Below are 12,909 nucleotides of genomic sequence, written 5' to 3'. Positions count from 1 at the left end.
CATGACCGTCTGGAGCCAGCTCGTCGGGCAGGAGCACGCCATCGGCGCCCTGCAGGACGCCTCGACGCCCCGGGACGACCGTGGCCGGGAGTCGTCGTCGATGACGCACTCCTGGCTCATCACCGGCCCTCCCGGGTCCGGCCGCTCGAACCTCGCCTACGCGTTCGCCTCCGCACTGCTCTGCCGCCACGGCGGCTGCGGGGAGTGCCCCGACTGCCGCCAGGTCGCCGCCCGCTCCCATCCCGACCTCGCCGTGCTGACCACCGAGCGCGTGATCATCTCGATCGACGAGGTGCGGCGGCTGGTCAGCAGCTCGCAGTACTCGCCCTCGGTGTCGCGCTACCGCGTCATGGTCATCGAGGACGCCGACCGGATGAGCGAGCGCACGTCCAACGTGCTGCTGAAGGCGCTCGAAGAGCCGCCGGAGCGCACGGTCTGGATCCTGTGCGCCCCGAGCGAGGCCGATCTGCTCCCCACCATCCGCTCCCGCGTCCGCTCCGTGCGGCTCCGCGTGCCGAGCATCGAGGACGTCGCCGGTCTCCTCGAGCGCCGCGACGGGGTCGACCCCGAGACCGCCGAGCGCGCCGCCCGCCAGGCTCAGAGCCACATCGGGATGGCGCACCGCCTGGCGACCGACGCGAACGCGCGCGAGCGCCGCGAGGAGACGCTCCGCATCGCCCTGCGCCTCCGCGGCGTCTCGGACGCGGTGCTCGGCGCTGCGCGGATGATCGAGGTCGCGACCGAGGACGCCAAGGCGATCACCCTCGAGCGCGACGAGGCCGAGCGGCAGCAGGCGCTGCGCTCGCTCGGCGTCGAGCCCGGGGGCACCGTGCCCGCGCAGCTCCGCTCGCAGCTGCGGGCGCTCGAGGAGGATCAGAAGCGACGCGCGACGCGGAGCCTCCGCGACGGCCTCGACCGGATCCTCGTCGACCTGCTCTCCCTCTACCGCGACGTGGTGCGCCTCCAGCTCGGAGCGCCCGGCGGCGTCATCAACGAGGAGGTCCGGACCGAGATGACCGCGCTCGCCGACGCGACTCCGCCCGACCGCACGCTCGCCGTCCTCGACGCGATCGCGACCGCCCGGCAGCGGATCGACGCAAACGTCTCCCCGGTCCTCGCTCTCGAGGCGCTGCTCGTCGTTGCGGCGCGCCGCCCGGTGGCCGCGTGAGGCGGGGGCGCCGGTCGGCCGTCGTCGTCGCGCTCGCCGCGGCCGCGTCCCTCCTGACCGGCTGCTTCGCGCCCGGCCCGAGCGTCGACCGGACCTCCACCCCCTATCCGCAGACCGTCGACGACTCGCTGGAGCGCTACTACTCGCAGGTGCTGGTCTGGGACGACTGCGGCGACGGCGCTCTCTGCACCGACGCGACAGTCCCGCTCGACTGGGACGACCCCTCGGGGGAGACGGCGTCGATCGCCCTGGTGCGCCGACCCGCGACGAAGGGACCGGCGATCGGCTCCCTGCTCGTGAACCCGGGCGGACCGGGAGCGTCGGGCGTCGACTTCATCCGCGACAGCGCCGACTACGCGGTCGACTCCGCGCTCGCCGCCCGGTACGACGTCGTCGGCTTCGATCCGCGCGGAGTGGGCGCCTCCACCGCGGTCTCCTGTCTCGACGCCGCGGGCCTCGACTCCTACCTCTACGACATCACGCCGGGGGAGCGGGGCAGCGACGAGTGGATCCAGGCGCAGCGCACGACCGCTGCCGCGTTCGCCGCCGCCTGCCAGGAGCGCAGCGGGCCACTGCTGCCCGAGGTCGGCACCCCGAGCGCCGCCCGTGACCTCGACGTGCTGCGCGCGGCGCTCGGCGACGAGACGCTGCACTACCTCGGCTACTCCTACGGCACGTTCCTCGGAGCGACCTACGCCGGGCTGTTCCCGGACCGGGTCGGCCGCCTCGTCCTCGACGGCGCTATCGATCCGGCGGCCACCTCGTTCGACGTGGTGCGCGAGCAGGCGAAGGGGTTCGAGAGCGCACTGCGCGCCTACCTCGCCGACTGCCTCCGCTCGGACGACTGCCCGTTCACCGGCACCGTCGACGCGGGGATGGCCCAGCTGAAGCGCATGCTCGAGGACGTGGACGCCTCGCCGATCCGGGCCGCCGACGGCCGGGAGCTCGGCGCGAGCACGCTGTTCACCGCGATCGTCTACCCGCTCTACGACGCCACGGCGTGGGGAGCGCTGAGCGAGATGCTGGCCGGCGTCCGCCGGGGCGACCCCGCGGTCGCGTTCCAGTACGCGGACGCCTACAACGGGCGCGACGCGGACGGCCGGTACGCGGACAACACCACCGAGGCGTTCCTCGCGATCAACTGCGTCGACTACTCCTACGACGCCGACACCGCCTCGATGCGCGCCGACGAGGCCGCTCTCGAGCAGGCCGCGCCGACCATCGGCCGCTACATGGCCTACGGCGACATCCTCTGCAGCGAGTGGCCGGCGGCGTTCGAGGGCTCCCGCGAGCCGATCACCGCGGAGGGCTCGGCGCCCATCCTGGTCGTGGGCACCACGAACGATCCCGCGACGCCCTACGTATGGGCGCAGGCGCTCGCGGGCGAGCTCTCCGCCGGTCACCTGGTCACCTACGACGGCGAGGGCCACACGGCCTACAACAAGTCGACGTCCTGCGTGAACGACGCGGTCGACGCGTACCTGCTCGAGGGGACCGTCCCGGAGGTGGATCCGCAGTGCTGACCGAGCAGGAGCGGCCCCGCGAGCAGCAGCCCGGGCTTCGCGAGCGCAAGCGCCTGGCCACGCGGCGGGCGATCGAGATCGCCGTCCTCCGCCTCGCTAGCGAGCGCGGGCCGGAGCGCGTAACCATCGACGACGTCTCGCGCGCCGCCGACGTCTCCACGCGCACCTTCTTCAACTACTTCGCCTCGAAGGAGGACGCGCTGGTCGGCGGGCTCCCGGTCATCGCCGACGAGACGGCGGCGGCGTTCGTCGCGGGCCGGGGCGCCGTGCTCGAGGACCTGCAGCGGGTCTTCGTCGCCGCGATGGAGGAGCCGCTCGAGGAGGACCGGGAGCTGCACGTCCTCCGCCGCGCGCTCTTCCGCGAGCACCCGCATCTGGTCGGTCTGAAGATCGCGGGCATGCGCGAGTTCGAGCTCGCGGTCGAGGGGCTCGTCGCCGAGCGTCTCGGCCAGGAGGACGACGACGCGGAGCGGGTGCGCAGCCGGGCGCGGATGCTGACGCTCCTCGGGCTCGCCGCCGTCCGCCACGCCTGGGCGGCCTGGGTCGATCACGACGGCCGGGAGGCCCTGCCCGGACGCATCGCCCGCTCCTTCGAGGAGCTCCGCGGCGCGCTCGCCTGAGCCGAGCGCGGCGGTCGCCGCCGCCGTCGCGGAGCCTCTGCTCGACCGCGCCGTCCTGATTCACGCCCGGGGGCGCGAGCAGGCTATGCTGTGTAATCGTGTCCGGGGCTCAGGCCCCGCGTGCACGCCGCCTTAGCTCAGTCGGCAGAGCGTCTCACTCGTAATGAGAAGGTCGTGGGTTCGATTCCCACAGGCGGCTCCCTCTCCCGTCATCCGCGACGTCCCGGCCGGATCCGCGAGTTCCCGGCCTCATCCGCGGCGTCCAGGTCGCGTCGAACTCGCGTCGCTACCCTGTTGCGGATGACCGACACGCCTCCTCCCCGCCGTCGCCGCACTCTCGTGGTCGCCGCGGTGCTCGTGGCCGCCGTGCTCGGTGGCGGCGCCTTCGGCGTGGGGACGGCCCTCGGCAGCGCCGCGGAGCCCGGGGCGCTGCCCGTCGTCTCGACCCCGACCGCCACCGCGACTCCCGCACCGACGCCGACGGCCACGGCGCGGCCCACCGCCGAAGCGGCGGCCGAGGCGCTCCGCACCTGCTCGGTGGCGGGGCTCGCCGCCGACCCGCGCCTGGGCTCGATGCAGGCGCGTGTGGTCGACGCCGCGACGGGCGAGGTCCTGTTCGACCGCGGGGGCGGGACCGCGTCCCGCACCGCCTCCGCCCTCAAGATCCTCACGGCCGCGTCGGCGCTCGCGGTCCTCGGCCCGGACACGCGCATCGCCACCACCGTGGTCCGCGGGAGCGAGCCCGGAAGCGTCGTCCTCGTCGGCGGGGGAGACCTCACCCTGACCCGGCTCCCGACCGGCCGGGAGTCGACCTACGCCGGAGCGGCCCACCTCGACGACCTCGCGGCGCAGGTCGAGAGCGCCTGGGAGGCGGACCCGTCCACCGCCGGGACGCCGATCACGTCGCTGGTGCTCGACTCCTCCCTCTACTCGGGCGAGACCTGGCAGCCGAGCTGGAACCGCAAGGAGCAGGTCGACGGCTACATGCCCGAGATCACGGCGCTCCAGGTGGACGGCGATCGCGAGGACCCCACGGCCTCGACCTCCGAGCGCGGCACGGATCCGGTCGGCCGGGCCGGAGAGGCGTTCGCCGACGAGCTGGACGGCTCGCCCGTGGTCTCCACCGGGACCGCTCCCGCGGGCGCCGCGGTTCTCGGCACGGTGGAGTCGGCTCCGGTCGGCACGCTCGTGCAGCAGATGCTGCTCGTCTCCGACAATGCGATCGCCGAGATGCTCGCGCGGCTCGTCGCGATCCGCACCGGCGCGGGCAGCGACTTCGCTGCCGAGCAGGCCGGTGTGCTGCAGGGGCTCGCCGGTTACGGCGTCGACACGTCCGGGATCGCGATCGTCGACGGCTCCGGCCTGAGCGACGACAACGCGGTCGCGCCGGCGTACTTCACCGAGCTGCTCCGGAAGGTGCAGGCCCGCGAGGGGCAGCTGGGGATCCTCCTGGACGGCCTGCCGGTGTCGGGCCGGACGGGCTCGCTCTCCTACTCCGACCGCTTCGCCGGCGACAACGCCGCGGCCGACGGCGCGGTGCGCGCGAAGACGGGCTGGATCGACACCGGCTACACACTGGCCGGCGTGGTCACCGCGGCGGACGGCACCGAGCTGACCTTCGCGGTCTACGCTCTCGGCGACGTCTCCGACTCGGCGAAGACCGCGATCGACACCCTCGTGACGGGCGTCTACCGCTGCGGCTCCTCGCTCTCCGACTCCTGACCCGGACGGGTCGACCTCCCGCTCCTCCTCTCCACCTCCTCCCGGAAGGCCCACGATGACCACCGCACTCCTGATCGTCGACGTGCAGAACGACTTCACCGAGGGCGGCGCGCTCGCCGTCACAGGCGGCGCGGCCGTCGCCCAGGGCATCACCGCGCATCTGGCGGCGCACGCCGACCGGTACTCCGCGGTGCTGGCCTCCCGCGACTGGCACGAGGGCGACTCCGACAACGGCGGCCACTTCGCGGTGGAGCCGGACTTCGTCGACAGCTGGCCCGTCCACTGCGTCGCCGGCACGGACGGCGCGCGGTTCCACCCGGCCCTGGACACCGCTCGGATCGACGTGCAGATCCTCAAGGGACAGGGCCGTCCCTCCTACTCGGCCTTCGAGGGCACGACGGAGGCGGGCGAGGAGCTCGGCGCCGTGCTCGCGGAGCGGGGCGTCACCGCGCTCGACGTCGTGGGACTCGCGACCGACCACTGCGTGCGCGCCTCGGCACTCGACGCGCGACGGGCGGGGCTCGAGGTCCGCGTGCTCGAGGACCTGGTCGCAGGCGTCTCCGAGGAGGCGAGTGCCGCGGCGCTGCGCGAGCTCACGGAGGCGGGAATCCGCGTCGAGCGGTCCGTCTGAGGGCTCGTCCCTCCACAGGGCTCAGGGAGGCGCAGGTCCTCGAGGCTCCCGGCGACCCCGCCCCCGGAGCGATCGCCCGTCCTACACTGGGAGGACGAGAAGCTCCTCCTGGCGCGGTCTGCGCGCTCCGATCCGAAGAAGTGGTTCCCTCCTGTGACTGATTCCGTCGCGTCCCGCGCCGCCGAGACCGCTCTGCTCGCCCGCATCCCCACGCAGCTGCTGATCGGCGGTGAGTGGGTGGACGCCTCCGGCGGCGGCTCGATCGACGTCGAGGACCCGGCCACCGGAGCGGTCCTGGTCTCGATCGCCGACGCGACTCCGGAGGACGGGGTCCGGGCGCTCGACGCCGCCGTCGCCGCCGGTCCGTCGTGGGCCGCGACGGCGCCGCGGAAGCGGGGCGAGATCCTCCGGCGGGCGTTCGACCTCCTGCAGGAGCGCACCGAGGAGTTCGCGCTCCTGATGGCGCTCGAGATGGGCAAGCCGGTCGCGGAGGCGAGGGGCGAGGTCGTGTACGGCGGCGAATTCCTCCGCTGGTTCGGCGAGGAGGCGGTGCGCATCAGCGGACGCTACGGAGTCTCGCCCGAGGGCAGCGGCCGGATGATCGTCTCGCAGCACCCGGTGGGCCCCTGCTACCTCATCACCCCCTGGAACTTCCCGCTCGCGATGGCGACGCGGAAGATCGCTCCGGCGCTGGCGGCGGGCTGCACCGTCGTCGTGAAGCCGGCCGAGCTCACTCCGCTCACCACGCTCGCCTTCGCGGCACTGCTCGCCGAGGCGGGGCTCCCCGACGGCGTGCTCAACGTGGTCACCACGTCCTCGGCGGGAGCCGTGTCGGCTCCGATCCTGTCGGATCCCCGCCTGCGGAAGGTGTCCTTCACCGGCTCCACGCCCGTCGGGCGCACGTTGCTGCAGCAGGCCTCCGAGAACGTGCTGCGGACCTCGATGGAGCTGGGCGGCAACGCGCCCTTCGTCGTGTTCGAGGACGCCGACCTCGACCGGGCGGTCGAGGGCGCGATGCTCGCGAAGTTCCGCAACATCGGCCAGGCCTGCACGGCCGCCAACCGCTTCTTCGTGCACGAGTCGATCGCCGAGGAGTTCGCCGCGCGGATCGTGGAGCGCGTGCGCGCTCTGCGCGTCGGCCGCGGCACCGAGGACGGAGTGACCATCGGCCCGCTGATCGACGAGCGCGCGGTCGAGAAGGCGTCCGCGCTGGTGGAGGACGCCGTCTCCCGCGGCGCGCGCCTGCTCACCGGCGGCGATCGGATCGAGGGGGCGGGCCACTTCTACCGGCCGACGGTGCTCGCGGGGGTCGACCGGGAGAGCGAGATCCTGCGCACCGAGATCTTCGGCCCGGTCCTCGCGATCGTGCCGTTCACCGACGAGGACGACGCCGTCGCGCTCGCCAACGACACCGAGTACGGACTGGTGTCCTACGTCTTCACGCGCGACCTCGCCCGCGGTCAGCGGATGATCGAGCGGCTCGCCACCGGGATGATGGGCCTCAACGTCGGCGTGGTGTCGAACGCGGCGGCGCCCTTCGGCGGGGTGAAGCAATCGGGCCTCGGTCGCGAGGGCGGACTCGAGGGGATCCACGAGTACCTCAGCACCAAGTACACGCTCACCCCCGACCCCTTCGCCTGATCCGGTGGAGCGGATCGAGGTCACCGCGCTCGACGACCCGAGGCTGCGCGACTACGCGCACGCGACCGACGTCGCGCTGAAGAACGCCCGCGGCCCGCACGGCCTGTACATCGCGGAGTCGGCGCTCGTGCTCGAGCGCGCGATCGCCGCCGGGCACCGGCCGCGCTCGGTGCTCGCCCTCGGCGGTTCGGCCGGCGAGGCCGAGCGCCTGGTCGGCCGCTTCGACGTGCCCGTCTTCACGGGCCCGGGTGAGCTCCTGGCCGAGCTCACCGGGTACACCCTGCACCGCGGCCTGATCGCGGCGATGGACCGGCCCGTGCTGCCCGACCCGGCCGGCCTGCTCGCGGGAGCGCGCCGCGTCGTCGTGCTCGAGGACGTGGTCGACCCGACGAACGTCGGCGCGATCTTCCGCTCGGTCGGGGCCATCGGAGCCGATGCCGTGCTGGTGACGCCGCGCTGCTCCGATCCGTACTACCGCCGCGCCATCCGCGTGAGCATGGGAACGGTCCTCCAGGTGCCCTGGACGCGCGTCGGCGACTGGCCGTCGACGCAGCGGCTCCTGCACGGAGCGGGCTTCACGATCGCGGCGATGGCTCTGACCCCGGAGGCGGTGCCCCTGCGGGACTTCGCCGCCCGCGCTCCGGAGCGCGTCGCCCTCGTGCTCGGCACCGAGGGGCAGGGTCTCACCGCCGAAGCGCTCGCCGCCGCCGATGTCGCCGTCCAGATCCCGATGCGGCACGGAATCGACTCGCTCAACGTCGCTGCGGCGTCGGCGGTCGCGATGTGGGCGCTCGCCGAGCCCTCCTGAGAGGTGCGCCTGTGCCCCGTTGGGGGTGCCACTGAGACCTGAGAGCGCGCCCAGCGCTCGCCGGAAGCATCGACTGCGCTACCGTGGCCGCACTCCTGCCCGCAGCCGTCACGAACGAGGTCGTCCATGCTCCTGCGCACGACGCTCCGCCCGCCCGTCGCGCTGCTCGTCGGAGTCGCGCTCGCACTGAGCCTCACCGCCTGCTCCGGTCCCGCCGCGGAGGTGCCGGACGGGACCGTCCGCGACTCCGGCTCCGTCGCGACCGCCGCCCCGGCGCCCACCGGCACAGCCGATCCCGAGAGCGGCGCGCGCATGACCCGCCTGATCAGCGACTGCCTCGCCCGCTACGGCCTGAGCGACCGGCCGCCGCTCGCGAGCCCGCTCGCGGAGGAGGAGGTCCGCCTGGCGGCGCAGCGCGCCCGGGACGCGTACGACGCCACCCTGACCGACTGCTCGGCGCAGGCGCTCGCGTCCGGAGAGCCGAGCAGTGATCCGACGGGGGAGCCCGGCAGCGAGCCGACCGACGATCCCGACGCCGACTCCACCCCCGCTCCGGCGGGCTGACCGTGCGACTCGAGGGGACGTCCGCGCTGATCGCGGGGGGAGCGTCCGGACTGGGAGCCGCGACGGCGACGGCGCTCGACGCCGCAGGAGCGCACGTGGTCGTGCTCGATCTGCCGCACGCGGTGGAGGCCGCGCGCCTGCCCGCCTCCGTGCAGCTGATCGCCGGGGACGTCCTCGATCCTGACGCCGTCTCGCGCGCCGTGGAGGCGGCGGGGGAGCTGCGCGTCGCCGTGAGCTGTGCGGGCGTGGCCACACCCGGGCGGCTGCTCGGACGCGACGGGCCGCTGCCGCTCGAGCAGTTCGAGCGGGTGCTGCGGATCAACACGACCGGGACGCTCAACGTGCTGCGCCTCGCCGCGGCCTCGATCGCCGAGCGGGAGCCCATCGACGGGGAGCGGGGAGTCCTGGTGACGACCGCCTCCGTCGCCGCGTTCGAGGGGCAGATCGGACAGGCGGCCTACGCCGCGTCGAAGGGAGCCGTGGCGGCGATGACTCTGCCGCTCGCGCGCGAGCTCGCCGCCCGGCTCGTGCGCGTGGTGTCGATCGCACCGGGCACGTTCGACACGCCCCTGCTCGCCGGGCTGCCGGACAGGGCCCGCGAGGCGCTCGGCTCGGCGACGCCGCATCCGGCCCGCCTCGGACGCCCCGAGGAGTTCGCGGCCCTGGTGCGGCACATCGTCGAGAACCCCATGATCAACGGCGAGACCATCCGGCTCGACGGGGCTCTGCGGCTGCCGCCGCGCTGAGGGACGAGCGGGCGCAGGCTGCCGGTCGAGACGTGCGGGCGTCTCGACACGCCGCTGCGCGGCTGGTCGACCGGCATGAGGCAGCGGCGGTCGCGAGACGCCGCTGCGGCGTCCGTCAGACGAGCAGCTGGTGCTTGGCGAGGTCCCGGTAGAGCGGCGTCGACTCGACGAGCTCGGAGTGGGTGCCGACTCCCACGACCTCGCCCCTCTGCAGCACGACGATGCGGTCGGAATCGACCACCGTCGACAGGCGGTGCGCGATCACCAGCAGGGTCCGGTTCTCGGCGACCGCGTCGATCGCCAGGCGCAGGCGCTGCTCGTTGAGGCCGTCGAGGCTCGACGTGGACTCGTCCAGCAGCAGGATCGGCGGGGCCGCCAGGAGCGCGCGGCCGATCGCGAGGCGCTGACGCTCACCGCCCGAGAGCATCACTCCGCTCTCGCCCACCGGCGCGTGCAGGCCGAGCGGGTTGCGCTCGAGCACGTCGGTCAGGTTCACCGCCTCGAGCACCCGGAGGCAGTCGGCGTCGTCGGCGTCGGGGCGGCCGAGGACGAGGTTCTCGCGGATGGTGCCGGCCAGGACGGGGGCGTCCTGCTCGACGTAGCCGATCTGCGCGCGGAGCGCGTCGCGGTCGATGGCCGTGATGTCGACGCCGCCGAGTCGGACGACGCCGGCCTCCGGGTCGTAGAACCGCTCGATGAGGGCGAGGATCGTGCTCTTGCCCGCTCCCGACGGTCCGACCAGGGCGGTGCGCTTGCCGCGCGGCACGGTGAAGGAGACGCCGCGCAGGACGGTGCGGTCGCGCTCGTCCGCCACGGCCGCCGCGTCGGGCACGGCGCCCTCCTCGTAGGAGAACACCACGTCCTCGAAGGAGATGGCCTCCTCCGCCACGCCGGCGCCGAGGCCGCCCGCGGAGGCGTCGCCGTCGCCCTCGATCGGCAGGTCGATGATCTCCTGGATGCGGCCGAGGGCGCCCAGCGCCGAGTTCACCGAGGTGATGGCGCCGATGAAGTTGCCGAGCGGCATCACCATCATGAAGAGGAAGAGGATGAACGAGACCAGCTGGGCGATGTCGATCGCGCCGGACGCGACGCGGTAACCGCCGACGCCGAGGACGGCGAGGAAGGCGACCTGCATGGCGATCCCCGCCACCGGCACCACGAGGGCCGAGACGTGCGCGACGCGGATCCCGAGGCGGTACGCCTCCGTCGCGTGCTGGTCGACGACCGCGATCTCACGGTCGGTGGCTCCGGCGGCACGGATCGTCCGGACGGCGCTGATGGCGCGCTCGACGGCCGCGGCCAGATCGCCGACCTTCTCCTGCGCCTTGCGGCTGGCGGTGCGGATGCCGCGGCCGAGGGTCAGCGCGAGCCCGAGGGCCACCGCCACCACCGCCACGATGATCAGCAGCAGCACCCAGTCGATGACTGCCATCGCGATGATCGCGCCGACGAAGACGAGGGAGCCCGCGATCGAGTCGACGAGCCCCTGGGTCAGCACCGCGCGCAGGAGCGTGGAGTCGGAGCCGACGCGCGAGACGAGGTCGCCGGTGCGGCGCGCATCGAACTCCCGAATGGGGAGGCGCAGCAGCCGCGCGACGAGGCGGCGGCGGCTCGAGAGCACGATCCCCTCGCCGGTGCGCTGGAGCAGGTAGTGCGCGAAGCCCGAGATCAGCCCGGAGGCCACGACCAGGCCGACGAGGGCCCACACCAGCGGGCCGAGATCGAGACCGGACTGGACCCGGGTGATGACCTGGCCGACGAGCAGGGGCTGGCCGAGGCTCGCCGCCGCTCCGAACAGGCTGAGGACCACGACGACCGAGAGGATGCCGCGGTGCTCGAGCAGGTAGGGCACGAGCTGCGAGAAGGAGGCGCGGGGTCCGTCGTCGCGGGAGGGTCGTCGTCCGCCGCGCCGGGAGGTGGTGGTGCTCATCGCCGTCCATTCTGCCCCGTCGTCGCTGCGAGCAGGCCGCCAGAGGGCGGGCCCGGTGCTCAGGGAGGCGGCGGAGACGCGGACGGCCCGCCGGGGGATCCCGACGGGCCGTCCTCTGCAGGGAGTCCTACGACACGTTGTCGTGGTATGACGCGTTCTTCGTCTCCTTGGAGAGCAGGAGCGCGATCAGCGTCAGCACGGCCGCGGCGCTGAGGTAGAGGCCGACCAGCACGGTGCTGCCGCCCGCCGCCCTCCAGAGCGCGACCGCGATGATCGGCGCGAGGGCCGCTCCGAGGATCGACGCGAGGTTGTACGCCATCGCCGAGCCGGTGTAGCGGACGTTGGTCGGGAACAGCTCGGGGAGGACGGCGCCCATCGGGCCGAAGGTCAGGCCCATCAGCGTGAAGCCGAGGATCAGGACCGCCATGACGCCCGCGAAGCCGGCGCTGAACAGGGGCACGAAGAGCAGGCCGAACACGAGGATCGCCGCGGTCACCACGAGCAGCGTGCGGCGGCGGCCGAAGCGCTCCGCGAGCGGGCCGGAGACGAGCGTGAAGATCCCGAAGAACACCACGCCGACGATCAGCATGACGAGGAAGTCGTTGCGCGTGTAGCCGAGGCCCGGAACCGCGCCGTCGACGGGTGAGGTGCCGTAGGTCAGCGTGAACGTGGTCATCAGGTAGAAGAGCACGTAGGTCGCCAGCATGATGAAGGTGCCCAGGATAAGCGGGCGCCAGCTGGTGACGAAGACGCGGGCGAGGGGCAGCTTGGCGACCTCGCCCTTCTCTACGACCTTCTGGAACGCGGGCGTCTCGACGAGCTTGAACCGCACGTAGAGCCCGATGATCACGAGCACGGCGCTCGCCAGGAACGGCACGCGCCAGCCCCAGGCCGCGAACGTCTCGTCGCTCATCGTGCTCGCGAGCACCAGGAACAGGACGTTGGCGACGATGAAGCCGATCGGTGCGCCCAGCTGCGGGAAGGTGCCGTAGATGGCGCGCTTGCCGGCCGGTGCGTTCTCGGTCGCGAGCAGCGCGGCTCCGGACCACTCGCCGCCGAGGCCGAGGCCCTGGCAGAAGCGCATCACCACGAGCAGGAACGGAGCGAGGAACTCCCAGCCGGGCGTGAGCGCGGTGGGCAGGCAGCCGATCAGGAAGGTCGCGACGCCCATGGTGAGCAGTGAGGCGACGAGGGTGCCCTTGCGGCCGACGCGGTCGCCGAAGTGGCCGAAGATGATCGACCCGATCGGGCGCGCGATGAACGCGACGCCGAAGACGGCGAAGGAGGCGAGGAGGGCCGTGGCCGGGTCCTCGTTGACGAAGAAGAGCGACGGGAAGACCAGGACGGCGGCGGTCGCGTAGGCGTAGAAGTCGTAGAACTCGATCGAGGTGCCGATGAGGCTGGCGAGGATGACGCGGCCGCGGGAGTTCTGCGGGGCGGCTGCTGGCGCGTCGGAGACGGCGGGAGAAGACATGAGGGAGGGGCTCCGTGTGGACGGCGACTCCCCCTGAGCCGGCGGGGCGGGGCGTCGATCGGGCGTCGCGGACCGCTGGGGC

Annotated in this window: 11 protein-coding genes and 1 tRNA gene; 10 read left to right on the top strand and 2 right to left on the bottom strand. The window is 73.3% G+C overall.

Annotation, left to right across the window (positions count from 1 at the left end):
- Position 1 precedes the first annotated feature (1 nt).
- The 10 genes from C5C63_RS06220 to C5C63_RS06175 all read left to right on the top strand — a co-directional run bounded on the left by C5C63_RS06220 (position 2) and on the right by C5C63_RS06175 (position 9,423).
- Positions 2-1,168: a DNA polymerase III subunit delta' gene (locus C5C63_RS06220; protein WP_104233729.1), complete on the top strand. Its 1,167-nt coding sequence runs from the start codon at positions 2-4 to the stop codon at positions 1,166-1,168.
- A complete protein-coding gene (locus C5C63_RS06215; RefSeq protein ID WP_104233728.1) occupies positions 1,165-2,691 on the top strand; it encodes an alpha/beta hydrolase in 1,527 nt (508 codons plus the stop codon). The genes C5C63_RS06220 and C5C63_RS06215 overlap by 4 nt, the downstream gene beginning before the upstream one ends.
- Entirely contained in the window at positions 2,685-3,311 is a 627-nt protein-coding gene (locus C5C63_RS16980; protein ID WP_219814404.1) for a TetR/AcrR family transcriptional regulator, read from the top strand. The genes C5C63_RS06215 and C5C63_RS16980 overlap by 7 nt, the downstream gene beginning before the upstream one ends.
- 126 nt (positions 3,312-3,437) lie before the next feature.
- Positions 3,438-3,510: transfer RNA gene (locus tag C5C63_RS06205), tRNA-Thr, on the top strand.
- A gap of 101 nt (positions 3,511-3,611) precedes the next feature.
- Positions 3,612-5,033: a D-alanyl-D-alanine carboxypeptidase/D-alanyl-D-alanine-endopeptidase gene (gene dacB, locus C5C63_RS06200; protein WP_104233727.1), complete on the top strand. Its 1,422-nt coding sequence runs from the start codon at positions 3,612-3,614 to the stop codon at positions 5,031-5,033.
- Positions 5,034-5,088: 55 nt separating this feature from the next.
- Positions 5,089-5,664 (top strand): nicotinamidase, encoded by a 576-nt coding sequence (locus C5C63_RS06195; RefSeq protein ID WP_104233726.1) that lies wholly within the window; start codon positions 5,089-5,091, stop codon positions 5,662-5,664.
- Positions 5,665-5,817: 153 nt separating this feature from the next.
- The gene (locus tag C5C63_RS06190) at positions 5,818-7,305 is read left to right on the top strand and encodes an NAD-dependent succinate-semialdehyde dehydrogenase (RefSeq protein WP_104295521.1); all 1,488 of its coding nucleotides are present in this window, start codon (positions 5,818-5,820) and stop codon (positions 7,303-7,305) included.
- Positions 7,306-7,309: 4 nt separating this feature from the next.
- Positions 7,310-8,113: an RNA methyltransferase gene (locus C5C63_RS06185; RefSeq protein ID WP_104250606.1), complete on the top strand. Its 804-nt coding sequence runs from the start codon at positions 7,310-7,312 to the stop codon at positions 8,111-8,113.
- Between the two features lie 126 nt (positions 8,114-8,239).
- Complete coding sequence (locus C5C63_RS06180; protein WP_104227238.1) at positions 8,240-8,677, top strand: hypothetical protein; 438 nt, start codon at positions 8,240-8,242, stop codon at positions 8,675-8,677.
- A gap of 2 nt (positions 8,678-8,679) precedes the next feature.
- Positions 8,680-9,423: an SDR family NAD(P)-dependent oxidoreductase gene (locus tag C5C63_RS06175; protein ID WP_104295519.1), complete on the top strand. Its 744-nt coding sequence runs from the start codon at positions 8,680-8,682 to the stop codon at positions 9,421-9,423.
- Positions 9,424-9,538: 115 nt separating this feature from the next.
- On the opposite strand, the gene C5C63_RS06170 is transcribed toward C5C63_RS06175, so the two are convergent.
- Together C5C63_RS06170 and C5C63_RS06165 are read right to left on the bottom strand one after the other, a co-directional pair.
- Positions 9,539-11,353: an ABC transporter ATP-binding protein gene (locus C5C63_RS06170; RefSeq protein WP_104257639.1), complete on the bottom strand. Its 1,815-nt coding sequence runs from the start codon at positions 11,351-11,353 to the stop codon at positions 9,539-9,541.
- Between the two features lie 127 nt (positions 11,354-11,480).
- On the bottom strand, positions 11,481-12,827 hold the full coding sequence (locus tag C5C63_RS06165; RefSeq protein WP_104222221.1) for an MFS transporter: 1,347 nt from the start codon (positions 12,825-12,827) through the stop codon (positions 11,481-11,483).
- Between the last annotated feature and the right edge of the window lie 82 nt (positions 12,828-12,909).

The sequence above is a fragment of the Rathayibacter sp. AY1B8 genome, from assembly GCF_002932775.1.
Classification (GTDB): Bacteria; Actinomycetota; Actinomycetes; order Actinomycetales; family Microbacteriaceae; genus Rathayibacter.
The sequence above is the reverse complement of the archived record's forward strand: the minus strand, read 5'-3'. Positions and strand labels throughout refer to the sequence as shown.

Coding starts and splice junctions, on each gene's coding strand:
- dacB (WP_104233727.1), top strand. CDS start 3,612: ATGACCGACACGCCTCCTCCCCGCCGTCGCCGCACTCTCGTGGTCGCC.
- C5C63_RS06195 (WP_104233726.1), top strand. CDS start 5,089: ATGACCACCGCACTCCTGATCGTCGACGTGCAGAACGACTTCACCGAG.
- C5C63_RS06220 (WP_104233729.1), top strand. CDS start 2: ATGACCGTCTGGAGCCAGCTCGTCGGGCAGGAGCACGCCATCGGCGCC.
- C5C63_RS06180 (WP_104227238.1), top strand. CDS start 8,240: ATGCTCCTGCGCACGACGCTCCGCCCGCCCGTCGCGCTGCTCGTCGGA.
- C5C63_RS06165 (WP_104222221.1), bottom strand. CDS start 12,827: ATGTCTTCTCCCGCCGTCTCCGACGCGCCAGCAGCCGCCCCGCAGAAC.
- C5C63_RS06170 (WP_104257639.1), bottom strand. CDS start 11,353: ATGAGCACCACCACCTCCCGGCGCGGCGGACGACGACCCTCCCGCGAC.